This window comes from Shewanella sp. Arc9-LZ, assembly GCF_010092445.1.
Classification (GTDB): domain Bacteria; phylum Pseudomonadota; class Gammaproteobacteria; order Enterobacterales; family Shewanellaceae; genus Shewanella.
Window position 1 is genome coordinate 2,580,004 of record NZ_CP048031.1, and the last position, 19,846, is coordinate 2,599,849.

Genomic DNA, 19,846 nt, shown 5'->3' on the forward strand with positions numbered 1-19,846 from the left:
CTTATAATGAATCGGCTAAAACGCTCAGCAAATCCATAAACTGAATTGCGGCGGGGAAAAAAACCAGAACCAGAAACATCGGAAAACACACCAATAACATCGGTAATAATACTTCTAGCGACTTTCGATTAATTTTACTGTTTACCAATTGCTGGCGTTGCTGCTGTATTGCACTGAGTTGTGATTGCAGACAATTGATTAATGGTGAGCCAATTTGCAAACCAATGTTAATAATAGCCGCCAATTTATTCAGATTTTGCACCCCGGTTCGTTTGGCTAAATCCGCAAAAGCGCGTTGCCTATCACGACCAGACTCTAATTCTAAAGACAGCAGTAATAACTCATCTGCTAATGGGTGTTCTTTGGTTAAGCCATATTTTGCCGACAGCCTAAATGCCTGGCTTAAAGGCGTTCCGGATTGTAAATACACCACTAATAAACTGATAAAAAATTCTAATGATGCATCGATGCGCTGTTTTCTCATTTGGCGTTTTAACAGTAACCAGCCATCTAACATGAAAAATGCAATAACACTGATCAGAATGTGAAGCCATACCGGCATTGTCGGCATAAATTCAAGTGCCATGATAACGGCTGTAATCGCTAAACTGAGTTTAATAGACCAATACAGCAACCGATTACGAAATACCGATAAACCCGCTTGTCTAATCAGGTTTGCAGGATATATGTTGTCTAATGGCAGTAAATCACCAAAAGAAGTAATGTCTTTATCGTCGACGCGGGTGTTATGGAATAAGTAAAATAACCAACAAGTTATAACCAATAACACGCCTAGAATAAGATCGGTAAAAAGTGATGTATTCATAAGTTGGCCTTTAATACTTTACGTAACCAAAAGAAGCCAATAATTTGTAATAACAACGCAGTGCTTAAGAAGTTAGCGCCATTAGGGTGCTCTAGTAATGGTGCAAACCAATGCTGCTCCTGCGACACAAACAATGGAATAAGTGCATAAGGCATAAGCCCACAAAAGAACGCCGCATAACGTGTGCCTGACATTTGGCTATTAATAAATTGATACTGCTGAATACGTTGACGCATAAGCTTCGTTACTGCTTGTAACATGGCATTAAAGTCGCTGCCAGTTTGATGCCTTGCTACCAATGCTTGAGCAAATAATCGTGTGCCTTCGGTGTTGTAGCGATTAACTAATCGATTAACCGATTGACTGGCGTCATAACCCGATGACAAACGCGTGACAATTTCAGTCAGCTCTGCTTTTAATGGCCCTTTGGCTAAACTGGCTGCGGTTGAAATAGCTTGTAATGGTGACAACCCCGCTTGTAGCGATGAATGCATGGTATCCATTGCATCTACTAATTCAGTTTCTACCCGTTTGATACGCCATGTGACTAAGTCATCTAATACAAAATAACTACTGACTAATATGGCTAATGCCATGATCACCGCGATGCTTTGATGTTGAGGAAACGCCGTATGAATCGCCATATAGGCACATATAGATAGAGTTAAAATACCAATCAACACACTAATGGGCGCTAAGTTAATGTCTAATAAACGTAACTTTTGGCGTATTCCGCTAGTTAATTTAGTTTGTGGTTCAAGCTCTTGCGGCTTAGGTTGGGCATCGGCAAACCACCAAGCCCTGGCACACACAAGCATCACAGCCAATAACACCACCAATACAATCACTTCATACCAAGGCATAATCTACCTCCGAAAATAGCGAGTTAAGCTCGGTAACATCAAAGCCTTTGGCTGCAATTTGTTCGCTTAACTGGCATTGTGTTGCGCTGCAAACATGTTGGCCTACGATATGGTTATGATCTGTTTGTGGTTGTTGTTGAAACTCAAAAAGTGGTTTTACCTCCGTTATAGCTGCGGTTTGTATCACTTCACATACACTCACTACTCGACGGCTACCGTCTCTAAAACGTCTAACTTGAACAATGACTTGTATTGATGAACTGATCATATGATCAATGGTGTCACGGCATATTGCCGCTTCTTCCATTTGGGCCAATGAGCGCAGACGATTAATCACATCTTGCGGGTTATTGGCATGCACAGTGGTTAGGCTTCCATCGTGACCACAGTTCATGGCTTGGAGCATATCAAATACTTCACCGCCCCTGACTTCGCCAACAATAATGCGGTCGGCACGCATTCGTAGTGCCGTTTTCACTAAGTCTCGTAATGACACTTCGCCATTACCCTCGCCGTTTGTTCCACGACTTTCCAGTGGAATAACATGCGGATGATGTAGTTGCAGCTCACCCGTTTCTTCAATGGTGATAACACGCTCGCTGTTAGGGATAAAGCCAGAAATCACATTAAGTAAGCTGGTTTTACCTGAGCCCGCACTACCAGCAATAACAATGTTTATGCCTGCGATAACGGCTTTTTCTAAAAACGTTAGAATGTCTTGGTTGATAAACCCACTAGACACTAATGTCTCAGCGCTAATGGTTTCATGATGAAAACGGCGAATTGATACAACTGCGCCAATAGTGCATAACGGTGGAATAACCGCATGTAAACGACTGCCGTCGGCCAATCTTGCATCCACCATAGGATTATTAGCATCTAACTGACGACCTTGTGCACTCACGATACGCTCTAGAAATCGTCTTAGGTGCGAGTCGTTATCGAACGCTTGAGTGGTTTTGCGCAATGCTCCGTGACGCTCAACCCAAATCGAAAAAGGACCATTAATTAAAATGTCGGTAACGGCTGGGTCTAACATTAATTCAGAAATCGGCCCAAGCCCTTGTAGTTCTTCGATAACTTGCTGGATAAGGAGTGCCTTATCTGCAGCATTTAATGGCTGTTGTTGTTGCCCTGGTAATAAATCGATTAGTTGCTCAAGCTGCTGCTTAAGCTGAGTGGGTTGCTTTAAATGCAATGAGTCGTCGTTGTCCATATCATCAATTAAGCTGTTATGGAGCAGTTGCTTAAGTCGACGCATTTCATCATTGGGGATTGATGAGATGTTCAATGTTGTTGGGGAAAAAATATTATGCTCGGAATTAAACATATCTCACCTCACTGCATTATGACTTCCATTTAGGCGGATTACTCACGTTCAATACTGACCGTTTTGCGGCTATTACCACTGTGAATAATGATGTCTCTGTGCGTTTGGGCCATGCCCAATAACGGCTGGGTTCCGTTGGCAATATCGTAGGCGCTGTGTAATACAATAGACACAATATCGCTGGCACCAATGCTGGCAAGTGGATAAACATCTCCAGGTCTAACGGCCATGACTAGCGCTAATGCGCCATTGGATGAGTTGGCACTTTGGGCATTTAAACTGTCGATTGCCCCTTTGCTGTTATTGGTCTTTTTGGGCGGCTTAAGTACGCCGATTAATTGCACGTTGCGAGCAACGGTTCTGACACGTTTACGTCCGCGGACTAAAATATCGAATCGGTCGCCTTGATTGAGCTTGGCAAACGGCAGGCCTGTAGGTAATTGTGAAAGAGTGAATAACACCCGGCCCTCTGGTACTGCATACGATAACGATTTAACCGTGGGTAAAATGAGTTCGTTAGCAAACACCACATCACCTTTGCGTTTGGCAACATTAAGTACTTTGCCAAGTAACTGCTGTGGATTTTGTACACTTTGTTCAGAATCATCTTTATCTGTTTTTCTCCTTGTTAATACTGATGAAGTAATAGTGTCACCGGCTTTTAAATCTTGGCTTAACACTACCGCAGTGGTTGTAGATAAACGATCTACTTGACGAATACCCAGTGCTGATGCCAATACGCCGGAGGTGACGAATAGTGCAATGGCTATTGTCGTACTACCTGTGAATTTGCGTTTCATGATGCACCTCTGCGTTATGTTGTTAATCTAAAGATTAGGCGCCGATTGCCTCTGTGTGAGACAACCGACGTAGACTTAGATTAAATTAGTTATCTAAACTACCGTCAGCCTGAGAGGCCGAAGCAGCACCTGCACTAGGTGAATTTGAAATCGACACAGCAGATTCTGCGAAGTCGGTTGCAACAAACTGGAAGGTTGCACCATCACCTGCATTTACATCGACTGCATCGATAAAGCCTGAGCCACTGATTTCTGCGGTATTTTCAGCATTAATGATGCCGTCAAATGCGTAGCTTTGGTCTAATGAACCAATCGCTTCTGCAACATCCTCTAACTCAGCCGTTACCGAATCTCGCATTGTAGTTAGTCCTACTACTAAGCCTGCTGCCATGACAGTTGATAATAAAATCAACTCAGATGTCATAACAAAACCGCCTTGCTTCTTATTGTTTTTAATCATTGATTTAATAGATTTCATAATGTTTACCTCATTTATTAACTATCATGTTCACAGCCATCAATTGTTGTACTGTGAAAGTGGGTAGAGAATTAACTTGCTCTGTTACATTAAGAGGAATCTAGATACTGCTATAAACTGCCTCTGTATAAGTAATTGCGAACAACATGCCAATATAGGATATTCATAAAATAAAATTTAAAATTGTTATTTATCATGTACTTATGCTTTTAAAATTGATTTTGCATACAATGAGATTATCAACAGTATCGAATTGAAAATGGATATGAATTGCAGAGTGAATGGCAAAATGCGAAAAGTTGTAAATCTACTGTTAATCCAATTTTTGCGCAGTCCATTAATTCAATAGCGTGACTCATGAACACTGGTTCTGTGAGTGTTATCAGTACGGTTGTATCCATGCTTAACGCCTGAATCATCAATCGGATCTACATTTACCTGTCATTAGTAATTACATTGTTAGATAACTGAGGCCCTTATTGGCGGCTATTGTCGACGGCTTTAGCTGCTCCATTGGTTCGCGGTTAGTGTTGCTGCATTTCTAAATGTTTGGCTCAAGGTGATAAGTGATTAAGGCCACTGTCATCCGTTATTACTGTGTTGCTATTGGTGCCAGGGATATCGGCTTGGGCATATTCTCTGAATGTGATTTTTTGTAGCCTATTGCGACAACTGAGCGGTTAATCAATTCCATGCTGTAATCACTTAACTGATACTGAGTTGCTGAGTATATGAATTTTGAGCTGTTGAGCTGTTGAGCTGTTGAGCTGTTGAGCTGTTGAGCTGTTGAGCTGTTGAGCTGTTGAGCTGTTGAGCTGTTGAGTAAAATTTTTATAAATATTCTTACACAGAGCAAATTAATACGATATTTACGGGCTTATCGTTACCAACGGCGACGTCTTGGCTTAAGCGAATCGTTAGTCAGCTCTGTATTACAGATTAGAGCATTGGCCTAAAGCAAAAAGTCCCCATTTGGGGACTTTTACAGACTGAGTTATGACATTACAGACTACTTAACTGGACTCGACACTCGGGATGATCACTTAAATACAGCAGTCTCGACAAACTTTGTCGGTGTGCCGGCTGGTAACTCAGGGTATCGGCGTAAAAATGACACGCTTGCGACCAATTTGATTGTGCTTCGTGAATTAGTCCTAAGTGGTAACTGGTTCGCCATACTGGAGCGCCTAATCGGTCGGCGGTAGCAATCACGGCTTCGGCTTTTTCGTAACGACCTTCTAAATAATAACTTGCTGCTAATGTTGCATGCAGTTCTGGGTGATCCGGTTGTAACTGCACTTGTCGTTGTAATACGGTTCTTGCCAGGTTGATATTACCCTCTTGCATGGCCAGTTTACTGCGCAAAATGGCTACTTCGGATACTGGTTGTTGTTGCGATAACAACCTATCTAGCACCATTTGGCTATCAACATCACGACCGATTTGATGGTAAACAATCGCGGCTGTAAAACCAATTTGTTGGTGTTGTGGATAGGTCATTGATAATGCACCTAGGTCGTTCGACAAGCGTTCACAGTCACTAATAGCAGACTGATAACCTTGGCAATTAACACCATCGGTTTGATTTACATTGTATTGTTTTAACATCGCCGTTAACTGATCATCTGGTTGATATTCACGCTTAGTTTGGCTGGTACTACACGCACTGCTGACTAAGGCAACCACAATCACGGTACTGAGGCGGAAATGAGTTAAGGTCTTCATAATTAATGTCCTCTTTATAGTGACGAGTCAGCTAATGGAAATTGCATGCTTTGTAGCATTTCAGCTGATGTTTGGAATTGCCATAAGGCAACATCATGACGTGGCTCTCTTACCAGTGTTGGCGTCACAATAATAATTAACTCGCGGGCGGTATCGGCGTCAGACGATGACTCGGTTAACTTACCCAGCAACGGAACATCGTTAATACCCGGTACAAAGTCACGTGAATCGCTTATGTCACGGCTGACTAACCCACCGATGATTAATGGCTGTCCATCACGTAAGCGCGTACTGGTGGTCAGGTTTCTGACATTGAATGCACTAGTGGTTAATGATGACCCTGTGCTCGACGATATTTGTTGGGTTAACAAAGTGTCTGGTGTTGAAATACTAGGACTTAAATCTAAAGTGATTAAGTCGTTTTCGTCCACCATTGCTCGTACTTCAAGCTGGATACCAAACGATTTAAACTCGGTGCCACTAAATACCCCTTGGCTATTACCCCCATTGGCACTACTAATTCCATTGGGTGAAAATGATGTTGGCACTGGCACTTCACCACCGGCTCGGAATACGGCTTTTTCTCCTGCTAAGACGGTTAACGTCGGACGAGATAATGTGCGTGAGATACCGTCTTTTTCTAACAATGAAAACAGTAAATCAAATGCAATCTCACTGCCGCCCACTTGGAAGTTGTTCACCAGTGCGCCACCTAATACCTGCAATGCATTTTCGACTTGGCCTGAACCCAGTGCTTGATTAGTTGCCCCATCTAAACCGAAATTACCGTCGGTTTTGTTGTAGCCTTGAGTGATCAATGAAAAGTCAGGACGCCATTGGGTTAAACTGCGACGATTCACTTCGTACATTTGAATCGCTACACGTACCTGGGGTAAATCGCGGACTTCGATGGTCGACAACAATCTACCATTCGCCATAGACAACAACTTAGCTCGGGCAATATTTGACTTCACATTGTTACTGCTAGATTTTGCATTACCGCCTCTATTTGATGACGAATTACTGCTTACCTGTTGGCTTGAGCTGATTAACCCACCCGACTCATTGGCGATAACGGTAATGTCATTACTGCCTGCTTCTATTTTTCCAGTGATTGAATTAATACGATCTCCAGTGAAAAGGCGCGATGCTAAATTTAATACTCTAACGAGGTCAACTTGGGTTTCAACCTGACCGCCTAGTAACAAGGTGTCGGCTTGATCATCAGGCATGTCGCCTTTTTGAATACGACTTACCGTGACTGATTCACCACCTAATTGAATAATGGCCTTTTTGACTTTTTCAATCATGCTCATTGGTAATACATCAACTTGAATTAAGTTGATAATAGCGGCGTGGCCTACACTCCCCCGATTAGACTTACGCAGTTGCTGCGACGGTAGACGAATATTAGGACTTAAGTCGGCCAAAAAATCGGTAGGTGATTTCATGACTAAACTATTGTTATCGTTGATACGGTTTTTACCTGCATCTAAGTAATGACGAGCGGCAGTTTCAGCGGCTAATTTATATTTTACCGTTGGCACTCGGCCCCTAAGTACCAGAGCTGCGCGATCAGGTGCTAATGTTAGGCGAATTTTAGGGTGAATATCACTGAGCGCTTGCCTTAACACACTCAAGTCTTCTGTGACACTGAATAGAAACGTTTCAGAGGTGTCGTCGGTATACCAAACAATAAGGCTGGTACGGCCCACTTTTTTTGCCAGTGCCAGTACTTCATTTTTATCGAGTACTTCAACTTGCATAATGGCATCTTGGCCAATGGCTACGCGTGAAATGCTTTTTTTAAACACCAAACGTGAATGAGTCCACTGGACCATTTCTCGGATCATACTGGACTGGCGGCCATCTGCTGTTTCAATAAAATCTAGGCCTTTAGTGCCAGAAAATACTGACATGCTCACTAGCAACAAACAGATTGACGTTACACAGAGAGATTGTTTCATGGTTCACCCCTTAACATTTGACGCGTCATTTAAGACAGTACAATGATTAATGCAGGAAGCTGGCCACAAAATTAAAAATATATTAGCTGTTTTAAAACAATAGGTTAGATAGTTATTTGTCGTTATTAAATGTTCTGGCTTACATTGCTCTCAAATCGATTCGCATTTTGCGACGCACTTAGGGGGATGAGCCTAGCAATTTGAATAGCTTTTCAAATGGCAAAAAAAAGTTACCGATTAAGGTAACTTTTAAAGGTTTAGAAAAGACTATTAACTCTCAGCCCAGCTTTTCATTTTTCGATAAATAGTTGATGCGCTAATGCCTAAATAAGCTGCTGCTAGTGGAATATTACCGTCACATTGGTCAATGGCTGCTTCAATGGTATTTTTCTCTACTATCCAAAGCTGAACAATATTATGTGGTGAAGGTTGTTGGGTATTAACGCTATTGGTTGAGGTTCTGGCCGTGATATTAGTGGTTGTTTGATTCGGCTGAATACCATGGTTATTTGTAAGATGGCTGTTGGTATGGCTGACGATTGAATGACCAAAATTACCTGGTAACATGTCAGGCTGAACAGACTGGCCATCGTAAATTACCACAATGTTTTCGATGACATTTTGCAATTCACGAATATTACCAGGCCAATCGTATTGCATAAAGGTATGCTTAACGTCAGCACTAAAGTCAGTAAATTGTTTGTTATTCTCAGCCGTTTTAGACTGCAAAATATGATTTGCTAGCAATAAAATATCATCGCCACGCTCACGTAATGGCGGCAACATAACCGGGATAACATTGAGTCGATAGTACAAGTCTTCCCGAAAACGGCCTTCACCGACTTCTTCTGCCGGATTACGGTTCGTTGCACAAACGATGCGGACATCACTTTGTTGCAGATCGTTACTGCCCACTTTGCAAAATGTACCCGTTTGTAAAAAACGCAATAATTTTGCTTGCAAATTTAATTGCATTTCACAAATTTCATCTAAAAATAGCGTACCACCATTGGCGACTTCGACAGCACCTTTACGATCCGTTAATGCGCCACTGAATGCACCTTTAACATGACCAAAAAACTCTGACTCAAATAGCTCTGCAGGAATAGCCGCACAGTTAATGGCAATAAATGGACCTTGCTCGCGAGCACTGGCCTGATGCAAACCAAGAGCACACACTTCTTTACCTGTACCGCTTTCACCGGTTACAAACACACTGGCTTTACTGCGTGCAGCACTTTCTAATAAGCGAAATACGGTATGCATTGATAACGATTCACCAATAAAGTTCATTCGCTCGAGCGAGGTTGCTTCTGGCTCTACAGTAATGGTTTTTATGTCTTGATTTTGTTGCTTAACAGCATTACCTACTGATGTGGTTAGGCGTTCTGAAGTAAACGGTTTTTCAATAAAGTCATAGCCACCTAAGCGCATTGCATCAACGGCAACATCGATAGAACTGTTTGAAGTGATGATAATCACTTTGGCTGAGGTGTCTTGATTATTGACGTATTTCAATACTTCTAAACCACTAATGTCGGGTAAACAAACATCTTGCACTAATACAGCAGGCATTTTTTCTTTAATCGCCACGAGTGCAGAATAACCATCGACAAAATGTTGCGTATCAAAACCGGCCTTTTTCAATTGGCTGCAATATAACGCTCCACTAGAGAGGCTGTCTTCAACTACGTATACGAGCGGTTTATTGTGTTCATTCATTACCGACCTTCCCTACTCGACTAACGAGTGAATATGCACGTTAAATACATTGAGTGTTTCAACTAAAATAGCTATTAACTGCTGAGTTTGTGGGATAAACGCTTGGCCAATTTCTATTTGATATACCAGACAGGCACTTTTCGATAAACGTTCTGCTCCATATAATGCAGCAGTGTTCTTCAGGATGTGCGTCACGTTATTAATCTCTTGGTATTGTTGTTGCTCTACTGCCGTTTGCAGATTTAAATGCAATTGAATTAATTCTTGTTCAAATAAATTAAGCAAATGTTGATAAGTTTCAAAACCTAAATCGGACAATAAATTGTCTAAGGTACTTCGCTGCATGATTGGGCATGCTGTTATTGCTGTGGGTTCTAACATTGTTCACCTCATGGTGGTTTAATATAACCACTGCGTTATAAGCATAATGAGCAAAAAGCATTAAAGTCGCGTTTTGGCTTGTCTTATAGGGTAAACGCAAGAGTTACGCCAAGATAAAGGAAACAATTTTACCGTTATTATTCAGTGAATTAATTAACCTCATATTATAAACAAAGGCTACTTAATTTACAGTCGCATATTGATTCGCATTTTGCAAATCAATATGCAGCTTCAGTATCTACAAAAATAGTTTGGTCATAAACGATAAACAAAATGTGTTAACTCCATAGGCTAAGGTTCTTTTCTAATGTTTGTGGTTTACCTAATAAGTAACCTTGGACGACATCGCACCCAAGCTGACTTAATATTTGCAGCTGGCTTTCTGTCTCGACGCCTTCTGCGACAATATGTAATCCAAGTCGTTGCGCCATGGCGATAACGGCGCTGCATAAAGTGAAATCTTCATTATTGTCTGCAATGCCACTGACAAAGCTGCGATCTATTTTTAGGCCGTCAATATTGAATTTTCGCAATAAACTTAATGAGGCGAACCCAGTACCAAAATCGTCCAGCCACACTTGTACATCTTCTTGTTTAAAGGCATTAAACACTTTACAAATGGTTTGGGGATCGTGAATGAGTGCGGTTTCGGTTAATTCTAATTTAACGGCAGACGGCGGGATTTGGAGTTCGATAATAAGAGACATGAGTTGTTCATAAACATTAGTATGCAGCAACTGAACTGGGGATACATTCAACGATAAACAAATGTTTTGCATGCCCTGGTTACGCATGCGCTTTAAATCTAGCAATGCTTGTTGAAATATCCAACTCCCTAGCTCTAAGATTTGTCCACTTTGCTCAGCACAAGGGATAAAGTCACTGGGTGAAATAACCCCAAACGTTGGCGAGTCACATCGAACCAATGATTCAAAGCCGACAATTCGACCTGTTTGCACTGAAATAAGCGGTTGATACACCATGCTGAAACAATGTTGTTTTAATGCCTCCTCTATAACGTCGGTAAGGTCATTCCAGTGTGAGTTACTTGCATCTTCATTGATCACAGTTTGTTTTTGGGGATACATATCTGACTCCAAAACGATTAATACTTATGTGGTAATTAATAGACAGCAAGAGTCGAGCCAAAAAAACAATTATTAATCAATCGATAAATTACTGATATATAAAGCAATAACCGCAATGAAATTAGTTAAGTTATTTTAGATAGCAACTTGCCATTCTGTTTGCAAAATGCAACTCAAATTACAAAGCAAACAGATGACTACTGTAGGAATTTAGACAGGGTTTGTAAGAAATGAACTTTGTTAATCGGTTTTGAAACATAATCGTCCATACCGGCATCCATAAAGCGTTTTTTATCCCCTTCCATAGCATTGGCGGTAAAAGCAATGATGGGCGTTTTTTTGCATAAAGAGTCTGCACGAATGAGTGTAGACGCGGTAATGCCATCCATTCTTGGCATATATATATCCATTAAAATAACGTCGTACTTTAGTTTTTTGGCCGCTTCAACGGCCTCTATTCCATCATTAACAATATCAATATTACATTGCAGTTTGTCGCACATCGCTTGCATCACTAGTTGATTAGTATTGTCATCATCGGCGAGCAATATTTTGACATTTCTATCGCGAAGATTGAGATTACTAATTAATGTTGCTGAGTTATATTCAACCGGTTTAGCTAGGGTAAACGGTATACCAATAATGATTTCGGTACCGCTTTGTTCTTGGCTGTTTATGGTTAATGTCCCTTGCATTAACTTAACTAAATTATTACTGATTGCTAAGCCAAGCCCAGTACCTGAGCTGTGTTTTATTGCACTATTATCGACTTGAGTGAAGGGTTCTAAGATGTGATTCAGCATCGTTTCAGGAATACCAATACCGGTGTCGGTAATGGTAATGGTCACGCTCACTTGAGTATCAGAGACCACATCGTATGTTGCGGTTAAGTTTATACTTCCCACTTTGGTGAATTTGATCGAATTTGATAATAAATTAAGCACTAATTGGCGTATGCGGCCTGGGTCACCGAGCAAACTTAACTCTTGTTCAGGTAATGATAAACTAAGCGATAAACCACTCGCCTCAGCATTTGTATTCATTAAGCTGCAGGCAGATTGCAGTGTGGTCGTTAAATTAAAGGGTTCAGAGACTAAGGTTAACTTACCGGCTTCCATTTTGCTGACATCTAAAATGTCGTTCAATATTTGCAGTAGGCTATTAGATGAATCTTGCATTGTGGTTAAATAAAATTGTTGCTGCGAATTAAGCTCTTCATCGTCAACCAACACATCCAAAAGGCCAATAATACCATTTAATGGGGTTCTGACTTCGTGACTGACATTGGCTAAAAATTTTGATTTAACTACGTTAGCCGTTTCTGCTTTTTGGCGCGCTTCGATGAGTTGTAGTTCTTTGCGTTTCAACTCAGTTATATCGGTATGGAACCCAACAATACCGCCATCTCGCATTGGTCGTTCAACCATTTTAATCCAACGGCCGTCATTGAACTCAATAATCCGCTCAGGTTGCTGCTTACGTAGGTCATCTACATCTAGAAAATCAGGTTGTTTAACTAAACTGCGTACTGTGGAGTTTTTTCGTAATTCTTGATAACTGATGCCTTCGTGAACAATATCAGCCAGTTCAGGATAAAGCGAAATAAAATTTTGATTATACACCGCCACTTTTTGCTGATTATCAAAAATGATAAATCCATCAGCTAATGCTTCAATCGCATCACGAAAACGTCTTTCATTCCTAACTTGATTAACTGATAAAATATGTAACATTTTACGTAAGTTAGCCGGTAATCGAAGCAAGAAATACATCAGCATGGCCAGGCAGCCACCAGCAAAAATGTATAGCGTATAATGCCACCAAGAGTCGTTAGTTGACTCATCCGGAGTTAAATGTTCAATAATATCAGCTTGCGAAATTACATGTTGATTGTCTGTTTGTACGGCAAGGAACAGGCTCGATGCCAGTACAATCAAACTGATTGAAAAAGCCACGGCTCTGCGGGTCCATAGCGGCGATGGTTTCGTGAGTAAGCTGATTAACCTTTGGGTAAATGAGCTTTGCTTGTCGGTTGCTATTTCTGCACTGCGTTGACGGATCAGGCTTTCAATTACTTTACCAAAATCTTGCAGATGCTGTTTGTCGCTATAATTAAATTGTCTTGGCTTAGTGTCGATAATGCACAAGGTGCCAATACGATGACCACCAGCAGTTTGCAAAGGAAATCCTGCATAAAAACGAATTTTAGGGCCATCTAAAACTAAGGGGTTATCAGCAAAGCGTTTGTCTTCTAAGGTATCTTCAACAACAAATACATCACTGGAATGAATAGCATGGCCACAAAAGGACTCTGCTCTACCTGTTTCGCAGGCTTCTAAGCCTTGTTTAGATTTGAACCATTGTCTATTTTTATCAACCAAACTGACCAAACAAATTGATACATTGAAGTAGGCTTGGACAAAACGAGTCATGTGATCAAACTGCTCTTCTGGAAACGTATCCAGCAAATTCAACTCAAGTAATGCCTTAAGCCTGTTTGCTTCATCAATTGTCGGCTGTGGTTGATCCATATTAGGTCCCTAGAATTATCAAACATCAATAACACTCTATATTACTATCAGTGCTATCGCTATATAGAGTTGATTTATATGCACAAATCATTGAGGCAACCGTTATAAGCCATTTAATTGATCTAAGGTATATTGGAGTTTATCTAACTTACTCCGCTTAACACTATTGGTTGAATTCAAATAGCGTTGGAGTAACTCATACAAGCTGTCTCGATTGATGGGTTTTGCTAGATAATCATTCATTCCTGCTTGAATAAAACGCTTTTTATCACCATGAATAGCATTAGCCGTCACGGCTATAATCGGTGTTTGACTGAATATCTCTCGACCAGAACGAATTTTTTCTGTCGCGGTAATGCCATCCATAACAGGCATTTGAATATCCATAAGGATTAAGTCGGTTTTGTGTTCAGCTAAGTAGTTCAATGCTGCTTGGCCATTTTCAGCACAATGAACCTCACAACCCACTTGAACCAGTAATTGACTTAACACTGCCTGATTGTTGATGTTATCTTCAACGATTAATACATGCTTATCAGTAAACTGCAGTGCCAGTGATGCTGGAAACCCACTCTCGCATGAATGAGTTAACTCTAGGTTAACCAAAGGATCATCTAATAACTCTAATGCCCAACTCAAATGTGATAATTTAAATGGGCCATTAAGCTGAATTTCGTTTTGATTGTTATACACAAAACTACTCTCTTGGCCGAGTAAGTCTATTGAAAGAAAACACACTTTGGTTGATTTAAGGTTATTGATGGCTTGCAAATAATCACGACAAGACTGCAATTGATTTGGTTCTGTTAACACAATAATATCGACATTATCTGCCAGCTGTTGGGGTAAATCAGTCGGGTTGTTAAACGCACTATAAGTGAGACTGTAATGCTGCAACATATTGTAAACGGCTGGATTTAAGCTGTTATTTTGGCCGACAACCCAACAATGTGAATATTTATTATTATTAATAATTTTGGCGGTTGAATCACAAATTTTAGGCTCAAGCTTCAGCGGAATTTCAACAATAAAACGACTACCTACCCCGAGAGTCGATTCAACACAAATATCACCGCCCATCGCTTCACAAATCTGACGACAAATTGCCAGCCCTAAGCCACTACCACCATAAACACGAGTTGATGAGGTGTCTGATTGCATAAACGCTTCGAACATCTGTTCAATTTTATCCGCCTCAATACCAATCCCCGTATCTTGAACGGTTATCTGTAAGGTGAGTTGGTCATCATTATTCATGTAATTAACCGATACAACGACCTCCCCTTGGGGGGTAAACTTAACGGCATTGGCCAATAAATTAATTAATATTTGCCTGATACGGGCTTTATCACCAATGATAGCTAGCGGCACTGTTGGCATAATATTTAAGATAACTGATAAGCCTTTTTCTAAAGCTGGGCCAGATACGATATCAATCGCTTCTTCAAGGCAACGATCAAGCTTAAAAGGTTCATTAACAATATTTATTTTACCGGCTTCAAAACGAGAATAGGTCAGGACATCATCTAAGATACTCAATAATGCATCACTACTGGTTCTTATCATGTCTGTAAAGCGTGTTTGCTCACGGGTTAAGCCGCTTTCGAGCAGGATATCAGCAGAACCAATCACTGCGTTCAGTGGTGTACGAATTTCATGGCTTATATTGGCCATAAAACGACTTTTAGCTTCGGATAATTGCTCTGCTTGATATTTAGCTTCTTGTAAAACTTTTAACGCTGCCCTGTTTTCGCTAATGTCGGTTTGTACCGCAATAAAGTGGCTTATGTTGCCAGTGCTATCAACCACCGGACTGGTATTAATGTTGACCCAATAAGGTTCGCCATGACAATTGTAATTAATAATGTCGGTTTGAAAGCTTTTACCTTGGCGTAACGCCTCTGACATTAAGGTTATTGTTTGAGGATTGCTGTCTTTACCTTGCAATAAATGACCAGGTTTTTTACCCATAATATTTTTTAAGATATAACCGGTGCTTTCTTCAAAACTTTTATTCACCCACTCAATGAATCCCTCGCGATTGGTTATCACCACTAAATTTTTGGTATGGCTGGCCACTAACGATAAACGCTTAACATAGTTTTGTTGATGAAGTAGTTGTGCTTGTATATCTTTATGTTGCTGAATTTCAAACAGCGAACCGATGTAACCACCGTCACCGTCTTGCACTAACTTTAATTCAAACCAGTGATGCTGACCGTTTAATAACTTAAGTTGAACTTCAATAATGGTTGGGACATTGTTACGGCTGTAGGCTAATTTATGTAGACACACTTCAAGTAATGCCAGTTGCGTTGACGAACTGATTAACGAACACAAATTCATTTTATTTAACGACTCACGATCATAACCTAATCGCTTTTTCCATGCGGGATTGGTATACGTTAATTCAAGTTGGTCATTACATTCAAAAATGCATTCATCTAAAAGTTCGAGTAATTTAGTTTGACGTTTTTGTGCATGAGAGAGTTTTTCAACAAGTGCATATTGAATTTGAACTTGTTGTTCATCCCTGGATTCATCAGCCATGATTAGCCGCCTTTATTGGTTAGCTTAAGTCGTTCGAATGACACTACTTGGGTATATGGTGGCAACACATCTTCGCTATAAACTGACTGCACAGACGGCTTATTAACGACAATGGATAATCAATTCCTACGTTGTCGTATCAGAGTGAATGTATTTTATATAACAAAGCTTTTATTGCAGCTGCCATTGAACTAAAAACTTTTCTAATGCCAATTTAGTGACTGGTTTTTCTAAATAATGGGTAATACCTTTACTGAACAGGTGCTGGATTTCATCGGGCTCAGTGAGCCCGGTTAACGCCACTTTAGGGGTTAGCCGATTCATTGCGTCATCGTTAACCAGTCTTTGTGCCACATCGCTGCCATACAACCCTGGCATACGTTCATCGAGCAGAATTAAATCAAATGTTTGTTGCTGTGCTAGCGCTAACGCTGAATTGCCATCATTCGCCGACACCACTTTACAGCCGAGCTTTTCAAGCATTGCTTGGGTAGCAACTTGACTAGGAATACTGTCGTCGGCAACGAGTATAGATAATGGCTCTGGTGAAGCTTGCTTGTTAATCATGTTAATAATATCCGTATCATAAAATGGCCAAAACAAAGTTGAGGTTGGGCTAACATCGGTATCTGGAGCATTGACAATGTTACATAATGTCAGCTTGATAACGTCATTGTTATTATCAATATCATTGGTGGTTTTAGACTCCTCGTCAATTAAATCTACACTCAACGCAGACTTCATTTTCAAATGAGTAAAATTAACCAACGAAAATTTAATATACGGCGCTAAGACAGCATTAATCTTGTTCGATCCACTCCGTAATTCGATGAATTGATGAGGAATCGACACTGGCTGAGAAAAAAAGGCTTTCTCTGGTGTGGTGCAGATAGCGGCAATGTCGGTGTTTGTATCAGCATAAATGGCAAGCTCTAAATGCTTACTTTTAGCTGCAACGATCAGCACAATTTTTTCATCCGCGACTTGTAGCACTTGTTTTATCAGTTCACTCAATTGCTGATGCATTAACGTCGGATCGGACTGATATACCGCACTGTAATAGCCTGTTTTATTGATTAAACAAGGTTGAATAGTTTTCCCATGCTCGGCTAATTCTTTAGCGAGCACACATTGAATGAATTCAAGTAATTCAATTTTAATACTCATAACGAACTGCCTCTTTGCTCTCTACCGACAACGAAGAAGCAGCAATTTGTACGCCACTCATACAGAGGCAATCTAACACATTGTTATTAGGCAATAATTTCCAACATCAACCAACATTGGAGAGTCTATGGGTATTTGGTTTGCATGTTGAGACGCAATTTGAATTGCATTATGCAAATCAAATTGCAAAGCGGGCATTATCCACCAAAGCAAAAGAGATAAATAAGGGACACAAATGGCAATATCTGTCCCAGAATACTCAACAATGCTAGCAAATGACGTTAGCTAGGTGAAAACAAGTCTTGGCCGAGACTGATTTTCTATAGATAAACATTAAAGCAAAGACCGCATTAATCGGCCTTTGTTTGTAACATTGGAAATGACACCATTCTCAAACTAACTCATACAAGCTACTAACTTACATCGTTACCCCATAGAGAATGGTGCCTACTGTTAACCATTCTGCTTATCAAACGCTAGCCCTAAAGGTTCAAAATATTCCATCATGGCTTGATATATTTCACGGCAATGCTCTGCATCGGGATAAGCGCCATGTTTAGCAAGTGGCGAGTTGATAGTACTGTTAACCAGGTACGGATTGGATATATTGGCATAATCCTGTGAATACATTTCAATGCAAGATTCAAAGGCGCGCGCCATCATTTCGGTAGGTTTAGCAAAGTAATGGCAGCGTTGCTGTTTATCGAGTGCGATGGAGCGACGCACATAATCGTGTGGCTCTTGGCCGTTGGCACTCAGCAAGGTCACTTTAAATAAGTTAGAGAGTTTCTTATTCAACGGGTGAGCGATTATGGATTTATCGGCCAGCCAATTGTCGCTGGCACAAGCAAATAAATTGGCAAGACTTAAGTTAGCCCGAGTTGTAGTGGTAGTTTTCTCTGATATTACAAGCGACGACAAATACGGGTCTAATATACTGTCGTCAATAAACATTTTATCAGCGATATAGTGATCGAATGCATGCCAAAATTCATGAGCTAACGACCCTGCTCCGGCATTTTTGGCTAATGCCAGTTCCCGGTATGCTGGTGCATAATGAGCTTGCACACCTTTTTGGCCGCCATGGCCAAAGGCAAAGCGTAAGCTACCGCGTAAACCAATCAACTCTGGCGGTACTGCTAATATGTTGGCTAAGTCGGCTAGTGAGTCAAATATCAAATTAGCCGCAAGTGCCGACTCCTCACGGTTAACCCATTTTCCAACACGGATATGCTGCAAACCAAAAGTGTGTTTAATGTCGAGAAAACTGACCGAATCGCCATTACGATAGTCGGGCCCGATACGTTCAAAATGACGTTGATGATTTAATAATGAATGATGTGAAGCCAAACATACCTCTATTGTCACTAAAGCTATTGCCAAAAATGTTTACACAAAAACGAATGCTGAACCTAGTGACTAATTATGCCATGTTTAACGCCATAAACCGCCCTATAAAAATAAAGTGATAGTAAAAAACACCGCTAACGTAGGCTAATGCCACCAGCACACCACTAGAATAACTATTCGTGATTATGCAAAAATAAAAGTATTACCCTCGGTAAATTTTTAACCTTCACTCACTTTAATGCATATTTACTCAAAATAAGTCTGCGCAGGTTACATAAAAGCGACCTATAAAACACTGAGCGTATTTTACTCTGCCATTAAGTGTCTATTACGATACTCACTAAGTGACCTATTACGTCCACCAGCATTTTATGGATCGTCTAGATTACGATTCTGTATTATGAATCTACATTACGGCTATTGATTACGGCTCTTCATCACGCCCCTTTATTGCTTCTCTTCAATACGACTCATCATTACTTCCCTTTATTACAGGATGCGCCTAAAGCGTAAACAACAGTATTGGGGGTCAGTTAAGTATCACTAATTGGATTCCTATTTAAGCGTGTTAGCAGTACGATGGTTTACGATTGATTTTTCATGGAGGATTTATGATTTATACCACGACTGAAACCATTCCTGGTCGGGACATTATCGAGATTGTCGGTGTTGTAACCGGTAATGTGGTTCAATCTAAACATATTGGTCGAGACATTATGGCCGGCTTAAAAAGCATTGTGGGTGGCGAAATCCGCGGTTACACCGAAATGTTATCTGATGCCAGAGATGTCGCAGTTGAGCGTTTAGTTGCCAGTGCGGCACAAAAAGGGGCTGATGCGATTGTGGGGATCCGCTTTACGACAAGTGCCATTATGGATGGCTCGTCTGAAATTATGGCTTTTGGTACTGCGGTTAAATTAGGGCCAAGCAGATAAATACGCCTGAAACTAAACGGGTATTAATAGTATTTGCGTACAACAAATACTTAAGTCGATTTTTATATCCCTGATGTTAGCCGAGTTTATTGCCGAAATGCTTCTATTGATCAAACATAACTAATATGACCAA

Annotated in this window: 15 protein-coding genes; 1 reads left to right on the forward strand and 14 read right to left on the reverse strand. The window is 40.7% G+C overall.

The annotated features are described in order from the left end of the window. Window position 1 precedes the first annotated feature (1 nt). From GUY17_RS11075 to GUY17_RS11140, 14 genes are all read right to left on the reverse strand, one after another. Entirely contained in the window at window positions 2–826 is an 825-nt protein-coding gene (locus tag GUY17_RS11075) for a type II secretion system F family protein (RefSeq protein ID WP_162023191.1), read from the reverse strand. Next, window positions 823–1,689 (reverse strand): type II secretion system F family protein, encoded by an 867-nt coding sequence (locus GUY17_RS11080; protein WP_162023192.1) that lies wholly within the window; start codon window positions 1,687–1,689, stop codon window positions 823–825. Before GUY17_RS11080 ends, GUY17_RS11075 begins: the two co-directional genes overlap by 4 nt. Then, complete coding sequence (locus GUY17_RS11085; protein WP_162023193.1) at window positions 1,676–3,019, reverse strand: CpaF family protein; 1,344 nt, start codon at window positions 3,017–3,019, stop codon at window positions 1,676–1,678. Before GUY17_RS11085 ends, GUY17_RS11080 begins: the two co-directional genes overlap by 14 nt. A gap of 38 nt (window positions 3,020–3,057) precedes the next feature. Continuing rightward, a complete protein-coding gene (locus GUY17_RS11090; protein ID WP_162023194.1) occupies window positions 3,058–3,819 on the reverse strand; it encodes a hypothetical protein in 762 nt (253 codons plus the stop codon). 85 nt (window positions 3,820–3,904) lie between these two features. Next, window positions 3,905–4,297 (reverse strand): hypothetical protein, encoded by a 393-nt coding sequence (locus GUY17_RS11095; protein ID WP_162023195.1) that lies wholly within the window; start codon window positions 4,295–4,297, stop codon window positions 3,905–3,907. Between the two features lie 1,002 nt (window positions 4,298–5,299). After that, window positions 5,300–6,022 (reverse strand): tetratricopeptide repeat protein, encoded by a 723-nt coding sequence (locus GUY17_RS11100; protein ID WP_102037622.1) that lies wholly within the window; start codon window positions 6,020–6,022, stop codon window positions 5,300–5,302. Between the two features lie 14 nt (window positions 6,023–6,036). Then, window positions 6,037–7,989 (reverse strand): pilus assembly protein N-terminal domain-containing protein, encoded by a 1,953-nt coding sequence (locus tag GUY17_RS11105; protein WP_162023196.1) that lies wholly within the window; start codon window positions 7,987–7,989, stop codon window positions 6,037–6,039. A gap of 270 nt (window positions 7,990–8,259) precedes the next feature. Then, a complete protein-coding gene (locus GUY17_RS11110) occupies window positions 8,260–9,711 on the reverse strand; it encodes a sigma-54 dependent transcriptional regulator (protein WP_162023197.1) in 1,452 nt (483 codons plus the stop codon). Between the two features lie 12 nt (window positions 9,712–9,723). Further along, on the reverse strand, window positions 9,724–10,092 hold the full coding sequence (locus GUY17_RS11115) for an Hpt domain-containing protein (RefSeq protein ID WP_162023198.1): 369 nt from the start codon (window positions 10,090–10,092) through the stop codon (window positions 9,724–9,726). A 278-nt stretch (window positions 10,093–10,370) separates the two neighbouring features. Beyond that, complete coding sequence (locus GUY17_RS11120; RefSeq protein ID WP_254439812.1) at window positions 10,371–11,180, reverse strand: bifunctional diguanylate cyclase/phosphodiesterase; 810 nt, start codon at window positions 11,178–11,180, stop codon at window positions 10,371–10,373. A gap of 197 nt (window positions 11,181–11,377) precedes the next feature. Continuing rightward, complete coding sequence (locus tag GUY17_RS11125; protein ID WP_162023199.1) at window positions 11,378–13,711, reverse strand: ATP-binding protein; 2,334 nt, start codon at window positions 13,709–13,711, stop codon at window positions 11,378–11,380. Between the two features lie 102 nt (window positions 13,712–13,813). Continuing rightward, window positions 13,814–16,261 (reverse strand): PAS domain-containing hybrid sensor histidine kinase/response regulator, encoded by a 2,448-nt coding sequence (locus GUY17_RS11130; protein ID WP_162023200.1) that lies wholly within the window; start codon window positions 16,259–16,261, stop codon window positions 13,814–13,816. A gap of 171 nt (window positions 16,262–16,432) precedes the next feature. Continuing rightward, window positions 16,433–17,428, reverse strand: coding sequence for a response regulator (locus GUY17_RS11135; protein ID WP_242445142.1), 996 nt, complete (start codon window positions 17,426–17,428; stop codon window positions 16,433–16,435). A gap of 453 nt (window positions 17,429–17,881) precedes the next feature. After that, on the reverse strand, window positions 17,882–18,778 hold the full coding sequence (locus tag GUY17_RS11140; RefSeq protein WP_162023201.1) for an LPD1 domain-containing protein: 897 nt from the start codon (window positions 18,776–18,778) through the stop codon (window positions 17,882–17,884). 611 nt (window positions 18,779–19,389) lie between these two features. On the opposite strand from GUY17_RS11140, the gene GUY17_RS11145 reads away from it, so the two are divergent. Beyond that, window positions 19,390–19,713: a heavy metal-binding domain-containing protein gene (locus GUY17_RS11145; RefSeq protein ID WP_101087111.1), complete on the forward strand. Its 324-nt coding sequence runs from the start codon at window positions 19,390–19,392 to the stop codon at window positions 19,711–19,713. Window positions 19,714–19,846 lie beyond the last annotated feature (133 nt).

Coding starts and splice junctions, on each gene's coding strand:
- GUY17_RS11075 (WP_162023191.1), bottom strand. CDS start 826: ATGAATACATCACTTTTTACCGATCTTATTCTAGGCGTGTTATTGGTT.
- GUY17_RS11080 (WP_162023192.1), bottom strand. CDS start 1,689: ATGCCTTGGTATGAAGTGATTGTATTGGTGGTGTTATTGGCTGTGATG.
- GUY17_RS11085 (WP_162023193.1), bottom strand. CDS start 3,019: ATGTTTAATTCCGAGCATAATATTTTTTCCCCAACAACATTGAACATC.
- GUY17_RS11090 (WP_162023194.1), bottom strand. CDS start 3,819: ATGAAACGCAAATTCACAGGTAGTACGACAATAGCCATTGCACTATTC.
- GUY17_RS11095 (WP_162023195.1), bottom strand. CDS start 4,297: ATGAAATCTATTAAATCAATGATTAAAAACAATAAGAAGCAAGGCGGT.
- GUY17_RS11100 (WP_102037622.1), bottom strand. CDS start 6,022: ATGAAGACCTTAACTCATTTCCGCCTCAGTACCGTGATTGTGGTTGCC.
- GUY17_RS11105 (WP_162023196.1), bottom strand. CDS start 7,989: ATGAAACAATCTCTCTGTGTAACGTCAATCTGTTTGTTGCTAGTGAGC.
- GUY17_RS11110 (WP_162023197.1), bottom strand. CDS start 9,711: ATGAATGAACACAATAAACCGCTCGTATACGTAGTTGAAGACAGCCTC.
- GUY17_RS11115 (WP_162023198.1), bottom strand. CDS start 10,092: ATGTTAGAACCCACAGCAATAACAGCATGCCCAATCATGCAGCGAAGT.
- GUY17_RS11120 (WP_254439812.1), bottom strand. CDS start 11,180: ATGTATCCCCAAAAACAAACTGTGATCAATGAAGATGCAAGTAACTCA.
- GUY17_RS11125 (WP_162023199.1), bottom strand. CDS start 13,711: ATGGATCAACCACAGCCGACAATTGATGAAGCAAACAGGCTTAAGGCA.
- GUY17_RS11130 (WP_162023200.1), bottom strand. CDS start 16,261: ATGGCTGATGAATCCAGGGATGAACAACAAGTTCAAATTCAATATGCA.
- GUY17_RS11135 (WP_242445142.1), bottom strand. CDS start 17,428: ATGAGTATTAAAATTGAATTACTTGAATTCATTCAATGTGTGCTCGCT.
- GUY17_RS11145 (WP_101087111.1), top strand. CDS start 19,390: ATGATTTATACCACGACTGAAACCATTCCTGGTCGGGACATTATCGAG.